Source organism: Achromobacter sp. D7-1, assembly GCF_059760445.1.
The window spans coordinates 15,592-41,482 of the sequence record NZ_JCBAMT010000010.1 but is presented as its reverse complement, the minus strand read 5'-3'; the positions used below and the strand labels follow the sequence as shown (position 1 = coordinate 41,482).

General features: G+C 58.3%; 18 protein-coding genes and 1 pseudogene. 7 read left to right on the top strand and 12 right to left on the bottom strand.

All coding sequences use genetic code 11. From position 1 onward, the window contains the following. Positions 1–34: 34 nt before the first annotated feature. Positions 35–304 carry a GNAT family N-acetyltransferase gene (locus tag AC6LKD_RS06620; protein WP_498115586.1) on the bottom strand — a complete coding sequence of 90 codons (270 nt, stop codon included), beginning with the start codon at positions 302–304 and terminating at the stop codon, positions 35–37. An 895-nt stretch (positions 305–1,199) separates the two neighbouring features. On the opposite strand from AC6LKD_RS06620, the gene AC6LKD_RS06615 reads away from it, so the two are divergent. After that, positions 1,200–1,355 carry a hypothetical protein gene (locus AC6LKD_RS06615; protein ID WP_498115585.1) on the top strand — a complete coding sequence of 52 codons (156 nt, stop codon included), beginning with the start codon at positions 1,200–1,202 and terminating at the stop codon, positions 1,353–1,355. A gap of 14 nt (positions 1,356–1,369) precedes the next feature. After that, a complete protein-coding gene (locus AC6LKD_RS06610; protein WP_498115584.1) occupies positions 1,370–1,819 on the top strand; it encodes a JAB domain-containing protein in 450 nt (149 codons plus the stop codon). Here the strand turns inward: AC6LKD_RS06610 and AC6LKD_RS06605 are convergent. The 9 genes from AC6LKD_RS06605 to AC6LKD_RS06565 all read right to left on the bottom strand — a co-directional run bounded on the left by AC6LKD_RS06605 (position 1,714) and on the right by AC6LKD_RS06565 (position 10,367). Continuing rightward, positions 1,714–1,932 (bottom strand): integrase arm-type DNA-binding domain-containing protein, encoded by a 219-nt coding sequence (locus tag AC6LKD_RS06605; RefSeq protein WP_498115583.1) that lies wholly within the window; start codon positions 1,930–1,932, stop codon positions 1,714–1,716. The genes AC6LKD_RS06610 and AC6LKD_RS06605 overlap by 106 nt on opposite strands. Positions 1,933–2,505: 573 nt before the next feature. After that, positions 2,506–3,228 (bottom strand): arsenical resistance protein ArsH, encoded by a 723-nt coding sequence (gene arsH, locus AC6LKD_RS06600; protein ID WP_173144370.1) that lies wholly within the window; start codon positions 3,226–3,228, stop codon positions 2,506–2,508. Continuing rightward, positions 3,221–3,643 (bottom strand): arsenate reductase (glutaredoxin), encoded by a 423-nt coding sequence (gene arsC / locus AC6LKD_RS06595; protein WP_143218718.1) that lies wholly within the window; start codon positions 3,641–3,643, stop codon positions 3,221–3,223. Before arsC ends, arsH begins: the two co-directional genes overlap by 8 nt. A 31-nt stretch (positions 3,644–3,674) precedes the next feature. After that, a complete protein-coding gene (locus AC6LKD_RS06590) occupies positions 3,675–4,865 on the bottom strand; it encodes an MFS transporter (RefSeq protein WP_088159584.1) in 1,191 nt (396 codons plus the stop codon). A gap of 3 nt (positions 4,866–4,868) precedes the next feature. After that, on the bottom strand, positions 4,869–5,948 hold the full coding sequence (gene arsB, locus AC6LKD_RS06585) for an ACR3 family arsenite efflux transporter (RefSeq protein ID WP_498115582.1): 1,080 nt from the start codon (positions 5,946–5,948) through the stop codon (positions 4,869–4,871). Between the two features lie 4 nt (positions 5,949–5,952). Then, positions 5,953–6,453, bottom strand: a complete 501-nt coding sequence (locus tag AC6LKD_RS06580; protein ID WP_498115581.1) for an arsenate reductase ArsC — start codon at positions 6,451–6,453, stop codon at positions 5,953–5,955. A gap of 8 nt (positions 6,454–6,461) precedes the next feature. Beyond that, entirely contained in the window at positions 6,462–6,944 is a 483-nt protein-coding gene (locus AC6LKD_RS06575; protein ID WP_088159581.1) for an ArsI/CadI family heavy metal resistance metalloenzyme, read from the bottom strand. 13 nt (positions 6,945–6,957) lie between these two features. Next, a complete protein-coding gene (locus tag AC6LKD_RS06570; protein WP_088159580.1) occupies positions 6,958–7,284 on the bottom strand; it encodes an ArsR/SmtB family transcription factor in 327 nt (108 codons plus the stop codon). Positions 7,285–7,949: 665 nt separating this feature from the next. Beyond that, complete coding sequence (locus AC6LKD_RS06565) at positions 7,950–10,367, bottom strand: restriction endonuclease (RefSeq protein ID WP_498115580.1); 2,418 nt, start codon at positions 10,365–10,367, stop codon at positions 7,950–7,952. Positions 10,368–10,757: 390 nt separating this feature from the next. On the opposite strand from AC6LKD_RS06565, the gene AC6LKD_RS06560 reads away from it, so the two are divergent. Further along, positions 10,758–14,591: a hypothetical protein gene (locus AC6LKD_RS06560; RefSeq protein ID WP_498115579.1), complete on the top strand. Its 3,834-nt coding sequence runs from the start codon at positions 10,758–10,760 to the stop codon at positions 14,589–14,591. A 325-nt stretch (positions 14,592–14,916) separates the two neighbouring features. Further along, positions 14,917–15,489, top strand: a complete 573-nt coding sequence (locus AC6LKD_RS06555; RefSeq protein WP_156336540.1) for a hypothetical protein — start codon at positions 14,917–14,919, stop codon at positions 15,487–15,489. A gap of 242 nt (positions 15,490–15,731) precedes the next feature. On the opposite strand, the pseudogene AC6LKD_RS06550 reads toward AC6LKD_RS06555, so the two are convergent. Further along, positions 15,732–16,139, bottom strand: a pseudogene (locus AC6LKD_RS06550) (transposase); the annotation flags it as partial. Positions 16,140–16,490: 351 nt separating this feature from the next. On the opposite strand from AC6LKD_RS06550, the gene AC6LKD_RS06545 reads away from it, so the two are divergent. Continuing rightward, entirely contained in the window at positions 16,491–17,384 is an 894-nt protein-coding gene (locus tag AC6LKD_RS06545; RefSeq protein WP_498115578.1) for a hypothetical protein, read from the top strand. Next, positions 17,384–21,025 (top strand): DEAD/DEAH box helicase, encoded by a 3,642-nt coding sequence (locus tag AC6LKD_RS06540; protein WP_498115577.1) that lies wholly within the window; start codon positions 17,384–17,386, stop codon positions 21,023–21,025. The genes AC6LKD_RS06545 and AC6LKD_RS06540 overlap by 1 nt, the downstream gene beginning before the upstream one ends. 788 nt (positions 21,026–21,813) lie before the next feature. Here AC6LKD_RS06540 and AC6LKD_RS06535 read toward each other — a convergent pair. Then, a complete protein-coding gene (locus AC6LKD_RS06535; RefSeq protein WP_173144374.1) occupies positions 21,814–23,346 on the bottom strand; it encodes a DUF1254 domain-containing protein in 1,533 nt (510 codons plus the stop codon). Positions 23,347–23,881: 535 nt separating this feature from the next. Here AC6LKD_RS06535 and AC6LKD_RS06530 point away from each other — a divergent pair. Next, the gene (locus AC6LKD_RS06530; RefSeq protein WP_498115576.1) at positions 23,882–25,375 is read left to right on the top strand and encodes a DUF1254 domain-containing protein; all 1,494 of its coding nucleotides are present in this window, start codon (positions 23,882–23,884) and stop codon (positions 25,373–25,375) included. Positions 25,376–25,891: the final 516 nt, after the last annotated feature.

The following is a 25,891-nucleotide window of genomic DNA, read 5'->3' as shown; positions in this document are numbered from 1 at the left end:
TTGAGCTCTCATAGCGATTAACACGAAATTTACTCTAAAGGGTGATCTCCAAGATCTCATCCCCGGACTCATCCCGTTCCCCTGTGGCCCTCCAGCCTAAATGCCTATAGAAACCGTGGGAGCGAACGCTCGCGTCACTTGAGCAAGCCAAGAATAAGCGATTGAAGCCCAGCCGCATAAGCTCTTTAGTCCTCAGACTCAATAGAGTTTTCCCAATACCGAGCCCCTCGTATGCAGGGAGCAGGGCAAGTACCGTGATTTCTCCGCTTTCATGATCGCCAAAACAGTAGTCGCATCTGCCCATTCGCACAAGGGACAAAGCCGGGGGAGTCGCCTTGTTCGATGCCGGTCCTCCACGTCTCTGCGGTGATTCCTAAGGCACGCAGGTCTTCTTCAGAGAAGGCGTTCTCTCCGGTTCGACCTCTAATTTGAATGCATAGGTCCACGTCGTCGGGCTTCGCGGGACGATAGGTTAGATCTGTCATGTTGGCTTGCGCGGTTCTGTAAGTTGTAAGGGCGTGACCGCGGTTCATCTCGTAAGCACCCCTGCCAAGTAGGCACTGTCTGATAGACGATCGGAGCGGGGGTTACCCTCCTTCGCAAACCGCGCGCCGCCTTGATCTACACACTTTTTACTGCCCAACTTCAGTGAACCAAATCTCAAGTTGAATGATATTCGACAATATTCAGCAGCCGGGATTGATTGCCTTTGGCTTGTCATCGACGAGGCCTACCGAGCGATGAGCTCAAGTGCAGCGAGGCATCGCCTTCGCACTGACCTCAAGGGTGTGAAGACTTGACCTCTGGACCAAGGCACGCTAATTCGAGATTTTCTCGTCGGAGTGCTCAGTCTCGATGGGGGACCGCGCGTCTTGGGGCAAGGCCGGGCGGCAGAGCTTAGCTGCCTGCTGGCCGCATTCGTCGAGCGCAGGTTCGTCTATGACCGCGGCAAGTGGGTTTTAGTCGGTGATACCGCACCTCGCCAAGGGTTGGGGGCGGTCTCGCGATGATGCCTGTGCAACCACTCCACGTATGCAGAAGCCGGGGCATCTTCTAGACTATGTGCTTTGGCCATTGGCCTCTATGCAAGGCTGGTAGCTCGCATCGGTTTTATGCCTTTCTGAAAGATCAGGCACCTCCATTTGTTGACGACCGTGCGTCAATGGGTTGACAAGCGACTCTTGCTTTTGGAGAGAGCAATGCAACTGAGTTTCAGTAACGTGTGGGCAGGCAAGCAGCAGAATTCGGATCATGCATCTGGAGTTCCCGTGGTCCGTGAGGTATGCGGTACGTATCGTGCCGCCACGCTGGAGGAATTGATGCTGGCGGCAGCAGCGCAGCTGGAGATAGTTTGAATCGGCGTTTGCCGATGAGTAAGCCCGAAGCTGCGATCGACTATATCGTGGCACGCCTCGCGACGTCGGATGTTGAGGTCTTTGGAGGAATGTTCCTCGACACACAGATGAGAATGATTGCATTCGAGGAAATGTTCAGGGGGACGTTAACGCAAACCAGCGTATACCCACGAGAGGTCGTTAAAGCGGCGGTGCGCAATGACGCGTACGCCATCGTGATAGCCCACAACCATCCGTCGGGGTCGTTACAGCCAAGTCAGGCTGATATCGCTTTAACGCGCAGGCTGAAGGAAAGCGTCGGGCCGGTGGACGTGCGCCTCGTTGACCACATCATCGCGGCGGCAGGTCAAGGGCATCCTCACCGTCGAGCAAGGCCGACGCGGTCAGGGCTAACTCCTTTCGCGACGAGCGTACGCCGGGCGCTCGCGGCTTTTCGTGCGTCGGCTAAGCGGAGAACGGGGTAGGATCCAAGATACTCTCGGACCTGTTTCGACGTGCCAGGCTTGGTATAGCGAAACGCCCAGATTTTTCGCCCGTCTTTCTTTACCCTAAGCGATAGGCGCTCGCCGTCTCGCATTTCGAACTCTCGATCTTGGGGCCTCGCGGCTTGGACGGCGCGATCAGTCAATAAATTGGAGGCCATCGGGGTGGATACGGCGGGTTGGTGGACTTTTAGTGGACTAGTGTGCACCCGCTTTACACAAACCGTTAGCTACCGTGGCACACTTAAAGTGCGCGTACCGTACATTCCTTCATGTAGGTACGGTACGGAGGGATCACAGCTTGCGATGGCAACAGTCCGTGTGTGTAGTTGATTTTCCGAGAGAAGTCGGGACTTTAGGCGGGTGAGCGCAAGTAAAGCCTGCCTAGATCCGCTGTCTGGTGACTTGCGTCATCCCCTTGTGGTCTTTCATAGGCGTTCTGCTGTGGAGGTCTGATTTCGTTTCTCGACTTCGAAGCGGGCCGCTATTTGTTCGGCATGGAGCCCTTGCACGGGGCAGGCGATCTGAGCTTGTCCGGCACACTGCTGGCGTGGTCTGATATCTGCCCCCGGGCTTGGACTGCGTTGGCGACAGGCCGATTTCGACCCAAAGCCGACATTCCTCCAGCGCGCGAGATAGCGCAATTTTGAGCGCTCGAACCCCTTGGGCTATATCGATTGCTGCCTCGTCCGTGCGGACAAGGCCGCGGCAGATTCCTTGCGTTCGCTGTAGCGGTCTACCAGGTATGGCGCGACATCGCGTGTGAGTAGAGTGAACTTCATAAGCTCTTCAATGACGTCGACGAGTCGGTCATAGTAGGGCGAGGGCTTCATTCGACCGGCATCGTCGAATTCTTGATAAGCCTTGGCGACCGATGACTGATTCGGGATGGTCAGCATGCGCATCCAACGCCCCAGAACCCGCATTTGGTTCACCGCGTTGAATGACTGCGATCCTCCTGAAATCTGCGTGACCGCCAGCGTCTTGCCTTGCGTCGGGCGCACCGCGCCAACTGACAGCGGGATCCAGTCGATCTGCGTCTTCATCAATCCCGTCATCGCGCCGTGGCGCTCTGGTGAACTCCACACCATGCCTTCCGCCCATTGGACCAGTTCGTGGAGCTCTCGGACCTTTGGATGGTCTTCGCTGGCGTCGTCGACCAGCGGCAGCCCGGAGGGGTTGAACAGCCGGGTTTCGCCACCTAGGGCCTGAAGCAGGCGCGCGGCCTCCTCGGCGACCAAGCGGCTGTAGGAACGCTCGCGCAAGGACCCGTACAGCAGCAGGAAGCGAGGCGCATGGGTAGCTCGCGCGGGCGAAAACAACTCGGCCGTGCTCGGTTGTGCGAACAGGGACGGGTCAACGTTGGGCAAATCGGCGAGAACCTTAGACACGATTGCCCTCCGAGTCGATCAGAGGCTCGCCGTCTTCCTTGTTGAAAGCACCACGTTGGGCCTGGGGCAGGATGTCCAGGACTGCTTCCGACGGCCGACACAGCCGAGTGCCCAGCGGCGTCACCACGATGGGGCGGTTGATCAGGATCGGATGCTGGAGCATAAAACCGATCAACTGTTCCTCAGTCCATTTCGGATCCGACAATCCCAGTTCATCGTAGGGCGTTCCCTTTTGTCGCAGCACGTCGCACGCCGGTATACCCATAGCGGAAATCAGCTTCCCTAGCGTTTCAGCGTTGGGTGGAGTTTTCAGATACTCGATGATTGTCGGCTCTTCGCCGCTATTTCGGATCAACCCGAGGACATTGCGAGATGTCCCGCAGGCAGGGTTGTGATAGATCGTGATGGAACTCATGACATCTCTCTGTTGATACAAAACTAGAATTTCAATTGGCCGTGGGCCGCGCTCTCAACACCACAAGCGCGCCGAATGCGGCCAAGCCAATGCCACCGGATAGCCACAGCGCGTTGGCCCCCCAGGAGTCCAAGGCAAGGCCGAAGAGAAACGGGGCAGCCGCTTGCGCGACTCGCGCCGGCATCATTAACCAGCCCTGGCGAGCGCCATAGCCCTGAGGGCCGAACAACGCCAGGGGCAATGTGCCCTTGGCAATGGTCAGAATGCCGTTGCCAGCCCCGTGCAGAATGGCGAATACCGGGGCCATCGCGGGGCCGCCTGTCAGCAGCACCGCAACGCCGGCGGGATGCGCAAGCGCCGCCAGCCGGGCCGACAACAACGGATGAACCTGGCGCAGGAATCCAAACTCAAGCAGGCGTCCAGCCACCTGTGCGGGACCGATTAGCGCGCCGACCGCCACCGCAGCTGTGAGCGTCGCGCCTGTGGCTTCCAGCATTCGCGGCAAATGCGTTGCCATCGCAGTGCTGATAAACCACGTTGCTGCGAAGACGAAGGCAAGGAGGGCCGTGGCGTACACCTGCTGTTTCGGCTCGGAAGAAGGTGGGGACGACTGGACGTGTGCGTTGTTGGAGGCACTTGGGATTTCTGCCTTCGAGACAGCTGCCGCCCTAGGGAGCCAGGCATTCAGAGGCAGGCCGACCAATAGATGCAAACCTGCCCACCCCAGGCAAGCGCCGCGCCAACCAAACTGGGCTTCCATCCAGGCAGAAAGCGGCCAACCCACAGTGCTGGCGAACCCAGCAATCAGCGTAATCCCGGTGATGGCGCCGCGGGCATGATGACCATATAGGCGCACCAGGCTGGAGAAGGCCGCTTCGTAGAGTCCGGATCCCATCGCCACCCCGATAACGAGCCAGGCGGCAACCATTGTCCACACCTCTTGAGCGGCGGCAAGCATTCCCAGCCCCGACGCAAACAGCAAACTCGTGCTGACCAGGACGATTCTCCCGCCGCGACGATCGATCACTTGTCCTGCCCAGGGACCTACCAACGCTGATGCGACCATGGCGAGCGAAAAGGCCGCGTATACCGTGGGCGCAGGTACGCCCAAGTCGCGGGCTATCGGAGCTGCCAACATCGCGGGCAAGTAGTAGGACGACGCCCAGGCTAGGGTCTGAGCGGTTCCCAGTGTGCCGACTACTCGAATCGGGGCGCCGGGCACGAATCAGTTCCGCTTGGCGCCGGCGTCGTACCAGCCTTTGCTCTGATTGACGATCCGCACGACCAGCAACATCACGGGCACCTCAATAAGCACGCCCACGACAGTAGCCAGGGCAGCGCCAGACTGGAATCCGAACAGGCTGATCGCGGCGGCGACGGCAAGCTCAAAGAAGTTGGATGCACCGATCAGCGCAGATGGGCACGCAATGTTGTGCTTCTCTCCAACGCGGCGGTTGAGCCAGTACGCCAAGCCCGAGTTGAAGAACACCTGGATGAGGATCGGCACGGCCAACATTGCGATCACCAGAGGTTGGCCGATGATGGCTTCGCCCTGGAATGCGAACAACAGTACCAGCGTCAGGAGCAGCGCCGCCATCGAGAACGGCCCGATTCGCTCCAGCGCCGCTTCAAACGCCATTTGGCCGCGGCGAAGCAGTGCGCGGCGCCAGAGCTGGGCGAGAATGACCGGAATCACGATGTACAGACCGACTGACACCAAGAGCGTGTCCCACGGAACGGTGATGGCCGATAGACCCAGCAATAGTCCAACCACGGGCGCGAAGGCGAACACCATGATTGTGTCGTTCAGAGCCACCTGGGACAGCGTGAAGACCGGATCGCCACCGGTCAACCGGCTCCAGACGAAGACCATGGCAGTACACGGCGCCGCGGCCAGGAGAATCAGGCCGGCGATGTAGCTATCCAATTGGTCGGAGGGCAACCAAGGGGAGAAAATTTGGCGGATGAAAAGCCACCCCAGGAAGGCCATCGAGAAAGGCTTGACGGCCCAGTTGATGAAGAGCGTCACGCCGATGCCGCGCCAATGCTGCTTGACCTGGCCTAGTGCACCGAAGTCCACCTTGAGCAGCATCGGAATGATCATCACCCAAATCAGGATTCCAACTGGCAGGTTTACCTGGGCGATTTCTAGGCGTCCAATCGTCTGGAACAACGACGGCATGAGCTGGCCCAGCGTTACGCCCAACACGATGCAAAGGAAGACCCAAAGCGTGAGGTAGCGCTCGAATACACTCATCCCGGGGCGTTGTCGCGGAGCCGGCGCCGCCTGAGTATTGGACGTCATCGGACTACTCCCGCGACTGGCCGATACCACGCAGCTCGGCCTGGAGCGACATGGCGTCAAGGCGATCAAGCGACAAAGACAGGAACAGTTCGATACGACGCTTGAGCATGCGCGCTGCGTCGTGGAAGGCCTTGATGCGTTCTTCTTCGCTTCCCTCATGCGCGGCAGGGTCCGGCACACCCCAATGCGCAGTCATCGGATGGCCGGGCCACACGGGGCAAACTTCGCCTGCCGCGTTGTCGCACACCGTGATGATGAAGTCCATCTTTGGAGCCTCGGGGCCCGCGAACTCGTCCCAGCTCTTGCTACGGTAGCCGCCTGTCGGCAGCGAATACGATTTGAGGGTGTTCAGTGCCAGGGGATGGACTTCGCCCTTGGGTGTGCTGCCGGCGGAGTACGCCCGGAAACGATCAGGACTGAGTCCATTGAGCAGCCCTTCGGCCAGAATTGAACGCGCGGAATTACCCGTGCAAAGGAACAGCACGTTAAAAGGTGGGTGCGACATAGAAATTCCTAGCAGCAGCGAGTGGCGATGGTTGCCTTCGGGGTGCAGCAACTAGTGGGCGCCGGCGCTTTCACCGGCGGTGCAGAGCAGATCGGTGCGGTGGCCTGGCCGGCTGGCGCGCCATAGGTCAGAATGGTGCCGAGCGTGTGGAAGTGTTCCCAGGCCAGACCTTGTGGATCTGTGATCCAGTATTTCTCGCTGCGGGCGTAGCAGCAGGATGCTTCCCCCTGATCCTCTAGGACCAGGCGGGCAGTCTCAGCGCTGGACTTCAACGCCTCCAGTTCCTCTGCGCTATCGGCTTGAATCCCGAAATGGTCTACGCCTCCGCCAGCGCCGCGCGTTGATATCGCGAAATTCACTGGAGGGTCGTCAAGCATCCACTTTGCGTAATCCGATTCGACGCGTGCGGGCTCCTGCGCGAACAACCGGGAGTAGAAGCCGATGTTTCTGGCCAGGTCGTCGACGTGCAAATGAACATGAAAGCGCTTCATGGGGAACTCCCGGTTAGCAGGTCGTGCAGCTGGCGATAGCGGAAGCCTCGCAGGGCGCACCTTCGCAACAGTGTTCGGTGAGGTAGCCGAGCAACCCATTCATTTGGGAAAAGTCGGCGCGATAGATTAGGTTGCGGCCCTGTTGCTCGACGCTCACCAAGCCGGCATGGGCTAGCTCCTTCAGGTGAAAGGACAATGCGTTCCTTGCAACGCCGAGTTGGTCGGCAAGCACGCTGGGCGTGAGGCCGAGAGGCCCGGCCACAACCAGGGCGCGGAACGTGCGTAGCCGTTGAGGATGGGCAAGGCCTGCGAGAGCGGAGATTGCTTGATCTTCATTCATGATTCAATCATACAACGAATATTGAATAAAAGGCCACATTGGACGATGAGGCACTATCAAGCGTTCACCGGGAACGCGAGTGGCAGCTCCTGGCCGGAAGCAGCCACTGACCACAGGGTCCCCGGGCCTTCCCTACAAGGAACGGCTTTCTTCTCTTACAACTCCCAACTTATAGCCGAGTGCTCGAGACGCCCGCGCCTCTTCCCAAATGCCCGTACGGGCATGCCCCAAAGCTGCCGGCTTGGACTGTCGCCCCTATTTAATCGCGCTTATCGCGAAGTTCGCCTTTCTTCAATCTGGAGGTGGTCCATCTGCGAAAAATAGAAGAAGTTATTCGCATAATGGCTGGTGTTGCCCGCCGAAGCCAAAAGGCGAACTTCAACAAAAAAGGCGAACTTTATTCTTGCTGCTCAGGGTTGAGCAGCAGGAATAAAGTTCGCCTTTTTTTGCAGAGGGCATGGGGGACATCTATGCGTTGCTCAAAGTTCGCCTTTCGCAAAGCCAGCGCAGAAGAGGTGGATTTGTTTATGTGAAAGTTCGCCTCTTGCAGGCGAACCACGGATACAGACTCCCGTCGTGCCATTGGCCTTCCACTTGGAGCCGGTCAGGCGCAGCGTCCCCTCTGCATTTCCGTCGAACGCAGGAGGGATACTTGCAAGATTCATTTAGGCGTCATTCTTCAGCAAGTCGGCAAATTGCTCACCGTCGATAAGCTCAAACCCGAATTCGGCGGCAGTCGCGATAGCGCCTGACGAGAACCTGCTCGTGGTAATCAGGATGCCCCGACTTTTTAATGCCCCTCCCTTGTCCGCAAGCGTGATCGCGCCGTAAAGCTCGCGTACGACCTCTGGCCCGACGGTACGATGCTGTGCCCAACATTTGCACTGGACGATCCACGATTTGTTGTCCACGTCCACAGCATAGAGATCGACACCGCCATCTCCGTCCCTGTTTGCCGATTGGTGGACGACCGACAGCCCGCGCCGAGTCAACAGACGAAGACAGTCTTTCTCAAAGTTGAACCAAGCGGGTCTAGATCCGGTCGGGGCGGTAGATATCTCATCGAAGATCATCCGTGACGCCGATCTGCTCCGGTAGACCCTGATTCGCTCCTCGTCGCTAGCATTACCCCTCTCGTGAGGGCGAACGAAAGTGAAGCCTTCCGGTACACGAATTCCGTATCTTTGTGCGAGAAATCGCTGCGCGGCCGACGCTCTGGCTGCTCGCCTAAGATGCGGCGCAACCGCATGCTTAGCCCGGCCGACACTCGTTTCACCTACGGCAAAGCGACCGGCATGGGGAGTCGAGTAACGAACTCGAGGGAGATAGACAACGGTCCGAATGTCTCTCCCTCGAATCCGACGACGCATTGGGCGTACGTTGAAAAGACTCTCTCGTTCCTCGACGACTAGGAAATCGCGAATGATTGCGGCGGCGATAAGTTTGAGGCTAAGCTCTGCGTCAGAGTTCCACTCGACCTGGCTTCCGTCCTCGCGTGGACGAATCAAGTTTGCTGATGCCGCTCTCGGTGGATCGCCAGCGATGCCGATGGCGACGTGGTGATATCGTTCTGCGTCATCTAAAAAATGGCAGGAGAATTCTCCGTCTGTTTCAAATATCCTAGCCGCGACAAAAGGGCCGAAGTCCACCTCGACGCGAGCACCCCACGGGATAGACCACTGTCTAGCGTCCTGGGCCTCCCGAAGCATCTTCTGGATTGCTGCCTCAGCTTCATCATAGGAGCCTTCGAGCGCCACGCGCCGCAAGGACTGGCAGATGTCCGCCAAGGGCACTGGAAAATCTTGCGGCGTCATTCGCAATCCAGCATCCAGCAAGTCCATTATTTCCAGGCCACACCGCCAAAGTTCTTTAATGTCCTCGAGTGGAGCCTCCATGTCGATCGCTGCGGCCTTCATCTCGAGTCGGTGGTCTGAGGTGTTGGCTATCCAGGGGCGATGAGAACCTGAGTTGGTAAATCGGGCATCAAGCAGCGTTGCTTCGAACATGCTCTTAGCTGCCTCGGCCAGTAGGTCATCCTGCGCATCAAGGAATATGCGCATTAATTTGTCTAAAAAGCAGTAGAGCGAGTAGGAATCGTTAAGAACGGCGAAACAGGCCTGGTAAGAGATTTCCGCACTCGGTTCCGGCCCAGCCATCCCGGCGAGCCACTTGCCTATGAGCGGTGCGCGCTTCACCAGGGCGGTCGCGCGCTCTTGCAACGGTCCGGGCTCCAGCCACATGCCGTGGGCATCAACGATTGGCTGGACACCGTCGATAGCCTGGCGATCGACGATCGCCTGGACGAATCCGGCTGCACGTCCACGGTTCCATAGAGCCTGCCGCCCCCATGCCGAGCGTGCACGATCCCGTTGTTCAAGATCGTCTGCCCATGGCCCCTTGTGAGCGAGTTCAGCCCACGCGTCCGAGGATGCGTCCGGCCATAAAGGTATCTCGTGGCGATCGTCGCTGCCAGCGACGCGATCAAGGCGGAACGGGTCGATCCGTTCATGAATGTTAGACCCAGGAATTCCGGGCGTTAGAAATTCCCACTGAGCGTCGATCGCACTGCATGACGGCGTATCACTGTCCATGCCTGCATACAGATCGGCCTTCATCCAACCCGAGTTCTGTCCGTTTGGAGTAGCGACTGTCATGAAGAAGCGGCCTTTCTTTCGGAGAGCCTCAATGACGGCATCAGTGCTTGAGCGGATCCAGCGCACATGTGGGCGTGGGTTCTTTTCGCGGGTGAGGATCGTCAGGGAAAAAAAAGTTGATGGAGTGTTATTCCATCTCCACCCGATTGCCGCGCATCCCCCAGCGTGGCGAACGCGTTTAACAACATCGGAATCGTGTGCGATAAAGATGATGCAGGGCACACCATCATCGTCCACCCAAGCGGGGCCGAAGAACCGCTGCCCAACCGTTGTGCCGATGAACTTAGACAGAAGCTCTTTCAGGAAATCATCCGCGATAGGCAAGGCAACTATCGCGGTTGCTCGAGCGAATGGCATATTTGTTGCTCGAGTCCGGCGCGTCCCTTCGGGTTGGGCGATTTCTGGAGTGTTTGTTTTGTCGTCGCGCATGTTTGATGTCCGAGCCACAAGTATGAAGTGATCATATGCTGACGACTGGAATTTTCCAGCGGTGTTTTGTTGGCGGAGGATCCAGCCTTGCCTCTGCAAGTAGCTTCTGCTCTAGATCCATTGCGGATTTTCATCCTCAGATTGCCGACATTGGCTTTGCTGCGGTAGCGGCCTCTCAACTCTTCAGACTAAATGCTTGTAAGCTACCGTTCAACGCTTGATATGAGCAACGTAGCCGGCTCGCATTGCGGATTGCCGCTCGATGGAAGGGCTATACGACATCATGTTTCCTTGCGTTTCCTGTGCCAGAACTTGCAGTTTTACGAGAGAAGGTCTTCACAAGACATCGTGCTCTAGCCGCCGTTTGGAACGAACGCGCGACGAATCTGTTTGTCCATCGAAAAAGGGAGGTTAGTTTTGGCGACAAGAGCGGGCTCTCATGCGGGGCGTGGGTTCCGATATCAGGATGCGGTTGCGGCAAGCCTCGCCGTGGAAGGCTTTGTCGGCAAGTCTGGGTACGGCAGCGTCGTGCCCGAAGGGGGCGACGATATTGAGCTCAGGACGGCCCACGCTAGAACGCTCGCGCAGGTCAAGTCACGACGCGACCACATGGGCCCGTTTTCAGCTCGCTCTGTGGCGGGCTTCGTCAGGAAAATGTGGGACGTGAAGGGGCTTCAACCTGACGATCAGTTTTTGCTGGTGCTCGAGAGCAATGTTGGTGAGCGCCGTGCAGCCATCCATCAGCTGCAGGACCTTTCCGCCTATCCGACCGTCGTAGCCGAGCTGAAGGGATACAAGGGGCTGGGCGGCCTCATTGCGCGAACCAAATTGCTTGTGCTGCCTGACCCTCGCGGAAGCGCTGTAGCCCAGATTTCAACCAGGCTGGCATGCACCGCCTTTGAAGCCGAGATGTACTTCGCGGACCTCATGGGCGTGGTCGGGCGTCTTTCGGATGAAAACGGCACACGCGTGGCGAGCGCCTATCTTGGGCTTGCCGTGTCTGACATCCAGCATCGGTTCGACGCGCTGCAGCCGCTTCTGACATCAGCGGTGGTCGAGGTGGCGCTGACTGAGGGCCTGTGTTCACCTGTGGATTTCCTGACGCCCAATGAGGATCCGCTGTTTTACCTGGGTGTAGATGCGCAGGCGTCCCATGTGGCCGCAGGACTCGTTGTGGAACGCCCAGAGATCCGAGCAGCCGTTTTAGAAGGACTGGAGAGCCGCAGAAACGCGCTCATTCACGGCGCTTCCGGCTCGGGAAAGTCCGCAGTCCTTTGGGAAGCCGCGTACGCCAGTCGCCACGCAGTGCGTTGGTTTCAAGTTCGGCGCCTGCCGCCGGCCGCCATTGCGGCACTCGTCCAGCTTGCGCGCTCCAGGCGAGCGACGGCAGATGCACCCGTCGGCTTCATCATCGATGACGTGGGTCGAGGGTTCTCGGAGGGTTGGACGGCGTTGACTGCGGAGGTAAATCGCACTCCCGGGTTGTTGCTCTTGGCCTCTGTACGAGAGGAGGACCGCTACCCTCTGGTAGATAGTCGTCGCGCTGCCCAAGTCAAAGTTCAGGGCGACGACATCCTAGCTGAACGAGTGTGGCGAGAGCTGAAAGAGCGAGGGCAAACCGCTTGGCAAGGATGGCGAGAGCCTTGGGCGCTGGCGGGTGGGCACCTGCTTGAGTACACCCACGTGCTAACCCAGGGTCATCGATTGAGCGAGACGCTGCACGCGCAGATTGCGGCGCGCGTTAGCGACGTCACTCGACACGACGAGTTGGAGGTCTTGAGGATGGTGGCTTGTGTGAACGCCGCGGGTTGCGGTGCCGAGGTGTTAGAGTTGCCTCGCATCTTGTCCAAACCCGCGACCACGGTCTCGCTCGCGCTGACCAGACTCAAGGATGAGCATCTGGTTCAAGACGCACGTGATGGCAGGATCGTGGGGCTGCACGAGTTGAGATCTGCAGAACTCCTTCGCCTGTCTCACGAATTTCCACCGCCCTTGTTGTCGACGACGGCCGCAAGTGCGGTTTGGCTGGTGTCGGCATCCGAGATGTCTCGGTTTCTCGAGCGCACGCTCTCCAGGAACGACGAGTGCGATGACGCGGTAATTGAAAGTCTGGCGCTCCGATTGGAGGCTGCGCCCAAACTTGCGCTTCTCGGCGAAATTCTGACGGGCCTGGACCGCGCGAACGCGCATCGGGTGATAGGACGATGGCTCCAGACCCCCGAAGCACAAGCGGTAGCGAAGTCGTTGCGGGGAACGCCGGCTGGACTCGCGATTGGCGACATTGAGCCACCGGACATCGGTCCGACGGTACCCGCATCCCGACGCTTCACTGAAATTAGGGCTGAGGTCATCGCTTCAGGTTTGACCGCTCGCCTTTTGGCTCGGTTAGCTCCTAGCGATCTGCGCCGCGCGCTGAAGGCGGCGAGCAGTGTGGGAGACTTGACGCGGCTCATGGCTTCGTTGCTCGGTCAAGTCATCCCGACTTCGCACTTGGGAGAGCTGGCCGCACTTTCTCCCCCACTCATCGAAGCGGACTTTCAAGCCGTAGTCTCGTTACTCCAAATCACAGCAAAGGTCGACAGGGCGCTGGCAATTAGTTGGGTCAATGAAGTAGGACAAGACGCGTTGTTCCGGCGCTTCTCCGACAATGTGGCCTGGGCTGAGGCACCGAGTCTGAGCACATGTGAGGAAGGTCAAGAGGCTCGCTCAGATATCTGGTTTGTAGCAACGTCCGTGCAGACCGACCTTAATCACGAGATATATCAGACCTGTGCGACCTTACTGGCGCTGACACCTGCAGCAGATATTGTGTCCAGCGACGCACTCGGACCTGACGGGGCCATTGTTCCGTCTACAGTCGGAGACTACCCGCTTGCGAGAAAACGCATGCCCAGGGCGAACGTTTTCGTGCCCGAGCAGGTCGCGCGCAATCGTGCGTGGCTAGCCATACTCAACGCGTACATGGCTACTGAGAGCTACACCGCCTATCTAACGCAATGCCTGGAACTGCTCAAACTGCTAGTCCCGAACCTCAGAGCGCTTCTTGATGGGCAGTTCAGAGGAAGGACGGATGACAAGGCGCTCAAGGCGTTGGGGGCCGTATACGAGGCAGCCATCAGTTTGGTGGCGCCAGAGGAGGAGCAGCCAGCTGGTGAGGTCCGGAGGGGGTCGAGGCTACCCTCAATCCTATCCAGTTGCTCGACGGATCTCGTCCGCAGGTTTCTTGCGCTGCCGCAGGGTGCTCCGGCCTACATGGGCTGGCTTGCCGACATCCAGGAGAGCATCACGACTGCGGCGTCCGAGGAGCCATGGGATGTATTGTCAATCGAGGCTCCGAAAGAGTTGGAAGAGCTGCGGATCCTCGCGGAAATGGTGCAGATGATGGCCGGTGAGTCTGAGAGAAGAGGGCAGCATCCGTTCCTCACCCATCGGAGTAACACGGCCCCAAAGGGGAGTGCGCTTGGTAAGGCAGCACTCGCCACGCGCCGATATCGCGAAGCAGAGTTCAAAGGCCTGGAAGGTCGACTGAGGACCGCGCTGGCCGCAATTAGCCCTGGCATCGGCGTTCATTTGCTGGCTGAGGCTACCATCCCCGTGGTGTGGCCGCCTGCGGACGTGCTGATCACCTTGCCTGAAAACAGCGATGGAACAAATGTGGACCTAGCGAGTGTCTGGCCAGCCTGGCGTGCTCTCGTAGACGACGGACGCAAGATTTGCATCCTGCCTGTCATGAATGGGCTCGGATTGACGAACCTTGCTAGCTCTGGCTTCGATACGTTGTTGCCGGTTCTACCAAATGAACTGGCCCAACCGTGGTGCGCCGCCGCAGGGCTCGATGCAGCTCCGCTGGATTCACTAAACGTATTCACGCGTCTCACCAACTCGTTGGCAGAGCTCCAGGGCATCGATGCCTACTGGAGAAGCAAGGGAACCAGCACGCCTGAGGAGGAGCGCGTGAACCAGGCGGTCTCCCATATTCTCGACGAAGCGAGGGAGGCTTGGCGCAACCTGGGTCTTACGGATGACGTCAAGGGGGCTGGGCTGCAGCTCCTGGATGCCGCTCTTCAAGGCGAGTTCCCGATTGCAAATGCCGCTGCGAGGCTGCTGCACGGCGAGCGGACCGATACTATCGAAGTCATCGAGTCATTCGTCCTATGGCTTACCGTGTTCGACTGTCGGCTCGCAGGTGAGCGCAGTGCACAAACTCGGCAATGGCAACCATGATCTATACCCACGTGCTCAAGCTTGATGGCGGCGTGGTGGAACCCTTTGGGTTCCTGCTCAGGACTGCTCCACTGCAAAGCAGCCATTGTTGAACTTCCGTTTTGTGCCTGAAACGGTCCGGCAAGAACAAATATTGACCGAAAGCTCTATGGCCGTGAACGGTCCCCTCATTGATGTCCACATCCGACCCCTGAGCGGTCTTTCAAGGTCGTGTGGGAAGCCGCCTGTCTAGGTGATGGCATGCCATTTGTTAAATTTCTTACAAGTCCCATAGGTGGGCAGCGGTTTGCAAGGATCGCGATACGTTCGAAATTGGGGAGCTTTTGTGTACAAAAATAATGGTTCACAGAGCGGAGATGGCGGCATCAATGTTGGTGTTGGCGATTTCCGAGGAGCGAATGTCAATGTTGGAGGTGGTGGAAAGCCGACCTTTACTCCTGAGCAGATGGGAGTTACACGACATCCCGCTTTTGGCGGGCGTAGTGTCAAGAGCGAAAGCCTTGGCACCTTTGGCATAGTCACTGGAATAGCAAGCCTGGTAGGGCTCTATCTCACATTGTTCCAAGCCTTCGCACAACCAATTCCTTCTTCGTGGTCAACACTATTTCTGTTTTTATTCGCTGTCGCGATGACATCCTTTGTTATTTCCCGAGTGCTAAAAAGAAGGAAATTCGAAAACTTCCTTTTACGTAAGTATTACTTGGAGTCGGGAACGCAGGGTGGTTTATACCTGACGAGCTTCACAGCAACCTGTCCTTGGTGTGGCTCCAGAATGAATCTTCGAAACGTCGGCCCAAAAGATGGTCCTCGCGACGATATGTTCATTTGCGAGAGGAATCCGAGGCAACACACCATACTGCTCGATCCAACGGTGCTGCCCGAGATAGAAGAGCAATGATTTCTAGCCATTAATGAGCCCACGCGTACATCACAATGATGTGCCGTCTTCTTGTTGCCACCAACGTCGGCTTATGGCCGAGGCTGTGTGGAAACTCCACTCGCCCTAACGACCACAGCGCATTCGCCAGGACCGCATCAACTTGGGCGGTCTTCACTTCGATTTTTCGACGCGAGACGCCCTAAAGGCCGTTTGAGCGGCGCGGATAGGATTTGAAGTGCGTCATTGGTCACAAGAAGGGCTCAGCCCCCCATCGACAGTATCGCTTTCATCGTTTGCTGGAAGCCTAGGATGCGCATGACCCGCTTGAGGTTATAGGCCAGTACATTCAAGCTCATTTCCGTGCCCACATTGCCCAAGCGACGAGTTAGGAAGTGTGTATAGCCCATCCAATGCTTGAACGTGCCGAACACATGTTCCACCGTGCGCCGCCGCACCTTCATCGCTTCCGGCATTCGGTCTAGACGGCGCTGCGCCGCCTCAAGCACGGCCTCATGTTCCCATCGACTGATGCGCCGATACGCGCTAGGTGTGCATCGCTCCTTCATCGCGCATTGTGGGCAGGCACTACTCCAGTAGCGCCGCAACTGAAGACCATTCTCCTCCCGCGTAAACCGTTGGATGGCGCGCTGGCCCGCAGGGCACTGGTACAGGACTGAAATCGACTGGTATGGTCCATGGAGTATGGCACGTCAACTTGGGAATTCTTAGAGGATCTCTTCTTGGACATACTTGGAGCGCGAAGTTATATTCAGAATACAGATCGGTATAATCTGTATCAAATTTTCACTGTCCCGAGCACGAGCCGCCGTTGAGGTTGGGTTAATTCACGTCCGACCGCAGACTGAAGTATCTCGGCAAGTAGCTTGTGAGATCGCGACATTTCCGGTAGGGCCGTCCACCCTCTTTGCTGGCTCGACCATAAAAGGTTGCATAAATCGATGCATACGTGTTCTCCACCAACCGCTGCTTTGGATAAATGGCTCGAATGCCATGGGACCGTGAAGAATAACTACGGCCACCTGCTTCTGGAGCAAAAGGGGGGCATCAACCGAGATCTCATCGACGCGATGCGACCGTATTTCGAGTCTGCTCATCTCGATGCGCGCGAGTACTTTCACGCGCAGATTGGGATTTCGCTCCATCCCGATGCGGCGGGCGGGCCTCTTCCAGTCAGCTACCCAAACTGTTTACCGCCGAAAGCCCATCGCGGTCTATTCGGTGAGGTGGTTGCCGGCATGATCACGGAGACCTATCAGAGGGAGTTCGTTGGCGGCCATACATGGCGCGTGCCGATCTTTCTATTCCGCGAGCATGACGACGTCGAAAAGTATTTATGGGCGCTTCGATTCGACCCGGCCCGCACACGCGAGATCTATGGTCGTCATGGTTCTGACTTCATCGGCATCTCTGTCAACGATCAGGGCGAAGTGGTGCGCGTGATTGCCGGTGAAGCCAAGTGGCGCAAGTCGCTGACGGATTCCGTTGTTGATAGCTTGTTGTTGGGTCCGAAGGAGAAGGACGAAGACACGGCTAAGATGGAACACAACGGACGAGGGATCTGGTTCGAGGTGAACCGGGACACGCCAATCCCGCACGGCTTGCGGCAGTTGCAAAAGCTTTTAGAGCACCGTGACCCAGATGGGTACGCGAATGCCATCTTGTCGATTGATCGTGCGGTGCTTGGCCAAGGTCCGTTGTTGGGTCGTACAAACCTGGTCCTTATCGTTGGAAATGGGGCGAAACGACGCGAAGCCTTGACTTGCCTGATTCCTTGGGAAGAGACCCCGAACGAGTACACGGCACCTCATGACCTCCAGGTCGTGGAGGTCATCCTCAAGGGCGGCGAGGCGCTTATCGATCAACTCTACGCCACTTTGTGGCAGCACGCCTAATGCCGGAACGCGACCAAGACCGACTCGAAGCCGCAGAGCGGGTGCGACGAGAACTCGCAATCGAGAACCAACTGAGCCGAGCTCAAGCAAAAAACTACGTTCGTTGCCTCCAAGCAAGCTGGGAGGTCCCGGTCATCCAGTGGACCGAGCGCGATTCGTCTCGACAGCTTGCTGACGCGCGCCGGCTTCTGCACGCGGCGCACATCTTCCGCTCCATTGAGGGGCAGACATCGCTGCGCGCGAGCGACTGTTATCGCCGGGCCGGTGAAATCCTGGAGTGGCTTTCGCGTGCGGGTGACGACGTCCGGAACGTGGTTCCGATCGAGTTATTGGCTGCAGGTGCTTATCAGCTCGGAGGTTTGCCGGCAATGGCATCCGGGCTATTGTCACAAGTGAGTGCCGATCACCACGGCGTTCGCTTATACGGCGCGTTTCTAAGAGCCGACTTCGACAGTGTATTGCACAGCGCTGTCGCGTTCTGGCACCGTTACCCTCACCTGACGTCCGTCGACGCCAGTGCGATCCTGTTCGCTGCAATGCGGGGGGAGGATTCCGACAGTGAAGCGCCCCCAACGGTCGCTTGGGTCTTCAGCGTGGAGTTGGTTAGAAGTCTCGGGCTGATCGCCGACTGTCTACGCCGAGGAGATGACGATCGCCTAGCTGTCGCGATGGGCAAGCTCCATGCGCTCGACTCCATGGCGACCCGCACCCTGAGCGACGACGCCTCGATGGTTATCGCAATCATGCGCGCGGTTGCCGACAGTTTCGCCGAGACTACTATCTACCGGCCACTGCGGGCGCTCGGCGCCCTGCGGCCTGAGCGAAGTTCGCGGCTTCTAGCTTACGCTCGTGACCAATTCAGCCGTGGCCGCGGTATTCTCTGGACCTCACAACAGCGTGGCATCCAACGCCTCCTCGAGCAAAGCTCCTTCGCAATTTGTACGCCCACGGGCTCAGGTAAGACGTTGGTTGCGAACCTTGCGCTAATCAAAGAACTGCTGCTGCGGGAGCACGACGCCATTTTCGGGCCGTTGGCGCTCTATATCGTTCCTTCTCGAGCCCTTGCCGGCGAAATCGAGACGAAACTTACCTCAGAACTTGGTCGAGACATCAGGGTCACTGGCCTCTACGGGGGTGCAGATTGGGGTGTCACTGACTTTTGGCTTACTAGCGAAAACCCCGTCGTGCTGATCGTCACAGTCGAAAAGGCGGAGGCATTGATGCGTTACCTTGGCCAGATGTTGTTGGCCCGTTTGAGCCTTCTCATCATCGACGAGGCACATCAAGTGGTCCCGGAGGCGAACAAGGCCACATTGCTGAGCTTCTCCGACCATAGCAATCGATCTCTTCGACTTGAAGGGCTTGTGTCTCGTATTCTTTTACAGCGCCCGGACGTCGTTCGGATCGCACTCACTGCCGTAGCTGGTGGCGCAGCCGTCCCAGTCGCGCGTTGGGTCGAAGGCCGGCTTGACGCCAACCCGGTTGGCGGGCGTTACCGTAGTACTCGCCAGATCATCGGCGTACTTGAGACAGCTCCCAACGCTCAAGGGCGAATATTGCTCGACCTGATGAACGGGTTGCCCCTGTACTTGCGCGGCGAGGAGGATCCGGTCTATCTCCGGCTGCAAATTGGAGCAATGCCACAGTTACCTGCTCAGTGGAGAAACAGCCTCAATCGCTTCAATTGCCTGAGTGTTCTTTGGACCGCATTGCACCTCGCCGACGACAATCAACGCGTACTTATTTCCGTAGCCCAAGAGCCTGAACAGACGATGCGGTGGTACAAGGAAGCGCTGGAACGGGCGGACTGGCGGGGCGCGGTGCGGTTTCAACTACCCGAAGGTGCGCTCCGGGCACGCTTCGACGAAGCTCGGGCGGCCTGTTTGGACTTCTGTGGTGTCGACTCCTTCGAAGTTTTCCTGCTTGATCACGGCATTGCCACCAGTCACGGACAAATGCCGCAGCGACTACGTCACCTCATGGTCGAGCTCATCGATCGAAAAATTTGCCCGGTCACTGTCGCCACTGCGACTCTCACCGAAGGAGTCAATCTACCGTTCGATTTGATTTTCCTGACGTCACTTAAGCGTCGGTCCTGGGATCCGGTCGAGGAGCAGCAAGTAATCACGCCGCTGACCACCGCGGAGTTTCGGAACCTGGCGGGTCGCGCCGGGCGTCCTGGCTCGGCACGCGGCATCGAGGGCATGACCCTTATCGCCCTTCCGGCCCAGATTTCCACGACCGCTGCAGCGGCGAAGGCAACTCAACGCCGACAGCGCGCGGAATTGCAAGAGGACTATGACCGGCTACGCGCATCGTTGGTAATAGAGGAAAGGGATGCCGACGAGGTGCCCAGCCCTCTCGCACTCCTGCTTAACAGCATTAGGGATCAAGCTCACCGACTGCTAAATGTCGACACCAACGCGTTCCTGGATTGGCTTGAGGCCACGGCGCCGACGGTGGTCAGTCCGGAGGCAGGTAGAGGCGCGAGCAGCGGCGAGGCTAGGTTGGCTGACGCATTGGATGAATTGGATGCGATCCTTCTCACCTCGCTTGAAGAGATTGCACGTATCGATGACGTAGTTATGACACACGCCCGTGTCGAGTCGAAGCTCGAGTCGCTTTGGCGAACGACTTTCAGCGCTGTGGCGAGAGCGCAGGAGGCTTGGCTGGAACATGCATTCGTGCGCCGAGGCGCTGGAATCATCGAGCATATTTATCCGGATCCGGACGAGCGCCGCCGACTTTATCAGTATGGTCTGCCGCCGGTAGTTGGCCGGCGTTTTATGGCTGTAGCGCGACAAATGCGCGAGCTCCTCATCGCGGCGGAAGGATACGGGTCAGCTGACCCTTCGGTGAGAATCGAACTATTCGAGGCGCTTGGGAACTTGATTTCTCGGGACCGCGGATTCGGCTTTCGAGTCCGTCGTACCGACACTGACGAGGCGCTCCTGGAGCGGTGGCATGATGTACTTAGCTGGTGGATGAACGCGCCGGGCTTTGAGGGACCCGCCCCCGAGGAGCTTCGGTCTTGGCAACGCTTCGTCTCTGATAACTTGGAATTTCGCCTAGGCGTAGCCATCGGCGCCGTTGTCGCGGAGGTATGGAATGATGGTGCAGAAGGCGAACTGACGCTACCAAGCCTGGCTGACTGGAAGAGCACAACTGGCCTTCCTTGGATCGGGTTCTGGGCGCGCGAACTATTGCGATGGGGCACGCATGATCCATTTGTGGCCTTTTGTCTAGCGCAGGGCCTAGCCCCGACGCGCAATGCAGCCATTGCGAGGCGCGGGGAGTTCGAGGTCTGGTTGAACGAGGCACAGAGCAACTCTACGAGCGAGGACCGGATTAACCCGCAATTGTTCTTGCGTTGGCAGGAGTCTTTGGCGCGCGGCGAGGAGGTTGCCGCTTCCGTCCCTCACATGCGAGCGACGTTGACCGGCACGACTGGCGCGCGCGGCCGCTATGCCGTGATCCCGGTAGAGCGGGGCGACGGCACAGCTTGGCTTGATCCTGCTGGATTCGAACTTGCGATTACTCGCCCCGTGGCGCGTGTTGGAGTGCGCGCTTTCCGCAATGATTTCGAGCTTCTCACGGGCGGGGGCGAACCGATGGTAAGGCGCTTGTTCAGGCCAGCCTGAGGCGAACGCTGGTTCACTCAAATTCATGGTCGTTGACCACCCAACCTTCAGTAGAGTGGGAAACTGGAGTTTCACCACGGCTCGCTTCAATCGCCTCGACGCCCAACGGAGGGTACGTCCGACGGTGCCGTTTCGCAGCGACTTCGCCTGCCAGTTAAGGGGAGTGGGCTCCGAGAGGTCATGTTTGCTGCAGAGCTCTGTCGGGCTTTAGGCCTGCCTCGGCCTCCTTCAGGACGCGGATGGTCTATTCTTCGGTAAATCGCTCCTCCATGACCGTTCCTCCTTGAAACGGGCGCTACATCTTCACGGTGCTAAACCCTGGGAGCAAGTCACGCGCGCCCGACCAGCGGATGTCTGATCGCGGCCGTCTTGGTCCTTGGTTGAAGGGAGGGCGACTGACTCAAACTGGCCGAATGCAGTCGATTGGCGTTCATGGCTAACTAGCGATAATGGTATGTTTTCACTAATTGATACCTCATTGGGCCCCGAAATTTTGGGGCCCACTTTTGTCACTATCTGCGCTTTCGACTGTGCATTCAACCGGTCGTTGCAACACACTAGTGAAAACGATAAATAAAGTCGGTTGGGGTGGAACAAAGTCATTCGCAACGAGAACGTCGAGCTTTGTTGCCCAGTTTTTACCAAAGCCCCTGCAACGTCGCACATTCTTGAGGGGATCATTTTCGCGGCCTTCTTCTCGTCGTGCGCCCATGCTGGGCGCACCAGAATAACGACGGCCCGTTCGCGGACCGCCGTTGAGTTCCTGACCAGCTTCCTGTCGGCGTCGATCAGGGCTGCAGCTCAATCTCGCCCGGCCGCCACGTCTTGTTGAACCACGGATCCAGCGGACCATAAAGGCGCAGGAGCATGAACCAGCCCTTGCCCGGAATCGTCTGCACCCAGTTGTTCTCCATTCCCGCCGGGGCCTTCGGTCCGAAGTAGACATCCACCGAGCCGTCCGCATTGGTCTTAACGCCCTTACTCTGGCTGCTGACGCTCGGGGCCTTTTGGTCGGTTTGCACCATCGAGCGGGTCTGGTTGTCGTAGACGATGATCGACCAGAAATCCTTGACCGGGACATTGGGCGGCAGGCGCAGCTTGTAGTTCTTGCCGCCATCCAACGGGTTGCCCTTCGCATCCTGGACCGACCAGGGATACTGCGACCCTCGGCCCACCATCTTCTCCTCCATCGCCGGCGTTACGGCGATGGCAAAGTAGTAGTAGAAGACGGCACCATCCAGGTTGCTGACTCCGGGCGCAGACTCGAACTTGTAGCCGCCCAGGAACGGCAGGCGCCACCCACTGTCCGGATAGAAATACGCATCCTTCGGGCGAATCTTGAAGGCGATGGTGCGTGCCGTCACCGCGCCGATGTTGGCGGCATCGGTAAGGATCATCTTCATCCGCTCATCGGGAGCAAAGGGCTTGCCCTTGACGATGCCAATCGAGGCGAACAGGCCCAGGGTGGTGGGATCGGAACCCTCCGCCGGCTCTTCCTGGATGACCTGGTTCAGCAAGGTCCAGAACGAATAATCACCCGGTGCGACGAAGTTCGCTGGGAGGCCGGAGGCATTGACGAACTTCATTTTGGACGGGCTCGCGGCTTCGGCCAAGGGATAAAGGCGCAGGTTCTTCTTGGCCGATTCGACCGCAGGTTGGGTGGCGCCGTCTACGAGAAAAGAGCGAAAGACGAGGTAGCTGCCGAAGGTGCTCGGCCGCAAGACGTGATACCCGGCTGGAATATCGCCGTTGAATCCGGGCGGTAACAGGAGGTACTTGCCGCCCTCGCCCTTGTCGGCTCCGGTAATGCCGATGTCGCCCACCCACTTGTACCAGAAGTCGTCGACCACTCCGAGCACCTTAGGCGGAATCTCGGCCACCACAGGACCCTTCCTCGTATCGATCCACATGAAGTTGTAGATCGTATTGTCGTTGCCAGTCAACGCGACGGTCTTCGAATCCATCAGATTTTCCCAGATCACATTCGTCTGGTTGTCGGGTCCGAACGTGCGCAGCGACTCGCGCATGCCGGCCTGGTTGACAATCGGGATCGCCAGCAAATAGGCCTGGAGCGCCCGGGAACGATCCAGGTTGTCGTAGATCTTGTCGACAGTTTCGGTCGACGGATAGCCGTAATCGAGGTTCAGGGTTCCGATCGACGAATCTATCTTATTCGGCACGGCGACGCCCGGCGCGATAGGTGTCGTCATCTTGAAGGGCTGTGCGGTAGCAACGTTCTTGCTGGCGCCGCCTGCCGTCAAAGCGACCATGGCAGTGGCGATCGCGGCCCATTTCACGAGTGAATGAGATTCAGTATTCATGATTGACCTTGTTATTTGAAAATCATGATCGCTGCGCCGTTGCAGCGACTCGCGCTATGATGGCCGCGGTCCCAATGGGTTGGCAACTGTCCGAAAGGGCAATGCCGATGCATCTTTAGTTTGGGTGCTACCTCCTGGTTCGGTCAGCTCGCATTTGTTGCTTTTTGGCGCATAGGTGTTTGCGCTTATGTCAGCATCGCCTCGTACCCGTCATCATCGCTCCAATCCAACTCACTGACGGGATGCCCGATTTCACGGAGGATGCGCAATGCAATTCCGTTTCATGCGGCACAGCTTGCACGTCGCAATTTTCACGGCGGCGCTCTCACCCATGGCGGTACAAGCGCAGGAAAGAAACTAGGAGCTTGCAAAGGCTGCTCGGAAACTGCGCGTGAACCTGCAGGCATCGGCCTACTACAACGTCGAGCGGCCAGATAACCCCCCCGTTGGTCATTGCGTCTCCAAGTGCAGTTGATGTTTCCCATGTAACGGAGCAAGCCTTCCGTTTCATCCCGCTCAAGCACAAAGGAAGCCCATGTACATACCAACGTCCCAACACGAACCACCCCGCCTCTGGCAAGGCGTCGCGATCATCGCCATCACGCTTGCGCTAGCAAGCGGCTGCGCAAAAAAAGGCGACCCGGTTTCGCAGGCGGCCCAAGTGGACAAGGCCGCAGGCATCGCTGCACCTAGCATCGCCGAAACGAAAGCCATTGCCGAGGAAGCCTTCATCTACGGCCTGCCCATCGTGATGAATTACGCAGTGATGTACGAGTTCGCGGTGGACTCGAAGTCCAGCCAGTTCAAGGCACCCTTCAATAAGATAAACAACCAGCACCACGTCGCCACCTATCAGGATACGGCGATCGTCACGCCCAACAGCGACACGCCCTACTCCTTTGTTTGGCTGGACCTGCGCGCGGAGCCGATGGTGATCTCGGTGCCTGCCGTGGAGAAGCGGCGCTACTACGCAGTTCAACTGATAGACAGCAACACGTACAACTACGGCTACATCGGCACTCGCGCCACCGGCAACGCGCCGGGCAACTACATGGTCGTGGGACCGGACTGGAAGGGCGAGAAGCCCGCGAATATCAAGAAGGTATTCACCTCGACAACCCCGTTTTCGCTCGCGCTTATCCGCACCCAGCTCTTCAACCCCAAGGACATCAAGAACGTCGAAAACGTGCAGGCAGGCTACAAGGCCCAGCCGCTTTCCGCATTTCTGAAGCAACCAGCGCCGCCGGCCGCGCCGCCCCTCAAGTTCCTGCCGGCCACCACTGCCGGGATCAAGCAGAACTACTTCGAGTATCTGGATGCTGCGCTTCAGTACGTTCCCATGACACCGGAAGACAGGGAGCTTCGGGCCAGGCTCGCGCGCATCGGCATTGGCCCGGGCAAGACTTTCGAGTTCAAGGATCTTTCACTCGAACACAAGGCTGCCGTCCTGCTAGCCATGAAGGAAGGCGAAGAGAAGATAGAAAAATTCGTGGCCACCGGGGTGAAGAATGTCAATGGCTGGAACATCGGTTCGTTCTTTGGCGATCGTACCTACTACAAGGGCGACTGGCTGAAGCGCGCTGCCGGCGCCAAGTCCGGCGTCTACGGAAACGATGACGTCGAAGCCATGTATCCCATCACCCGCGTGACGGCGACCGGCGAGATCATCGACACCAGCAAACACAAGTACACAATCACCTTCCCTGCCGGACAGCTTCCCCCTGTCAACGCGTTCTGGTCGGTGACCATGTACGACGGCAAGAGTCAGCTTCTGATCAAGAACCCCATCAACCGGTATCTCATCAATTCGCCGATGGTGCCGACGATGAAAAAGAATGCCGACGGCTCGCTCACGCTCTACATCCAGAAGGATTCGCCCGGCAAGGCGCTCGAAGCCAACTGGCTGCCTGCGCCGAATGACACCGTCTACCTCGTGATGCGCTTGTATTGGCCCAAGGAGTCGCCGCCTTCAATCCTGCCGGCTGGCGCAGGAACGTGGAAACCACCTGGGGTTGTGGCGTTGAAATAGGCCCCTTTGATCGGGCCGTCCGTTCGTCGCGAGGACCTAGAGATTTCGCACCCTGATCGCGAGCCGCAGTCTTTTAAGCACGGCGCTGGCACTCACCGCGGTTCACAGGCACGCCGACGAGGGCGGTGCGTGCTTCTGGTTTTCGGGACCGACCATGGCCCCTGCACATCGTGCATAACTGATAGCGCGCGGGGCTGACGATCACCGTCCGGGGCACGTCTGTCTGCGAAATGTGCGTGCCCCGGCGGACGCTCTAGGCACGGCGCGAAGCCGGGGGAGGGCAGCGGTTCTGCAACGCTGCGGCACGGTGACTGACTTCCAATCATGGCCTAATTTCCGGTGAAGCCCTGGAGGTGGGCTGCTTACTTCCGGGGCTCGTTCCTTCGCCTGCAGGCTCGCTCTTGCTTGGACTCGGGAGCATCCTGCCAAAAACTGCGACCGACTTTATTTCTCTCTTTCACTAGAGACTGCGAAAGCAGAGGGAAGAGGTATGCGATGAGGCCGCTGCCGCCACGG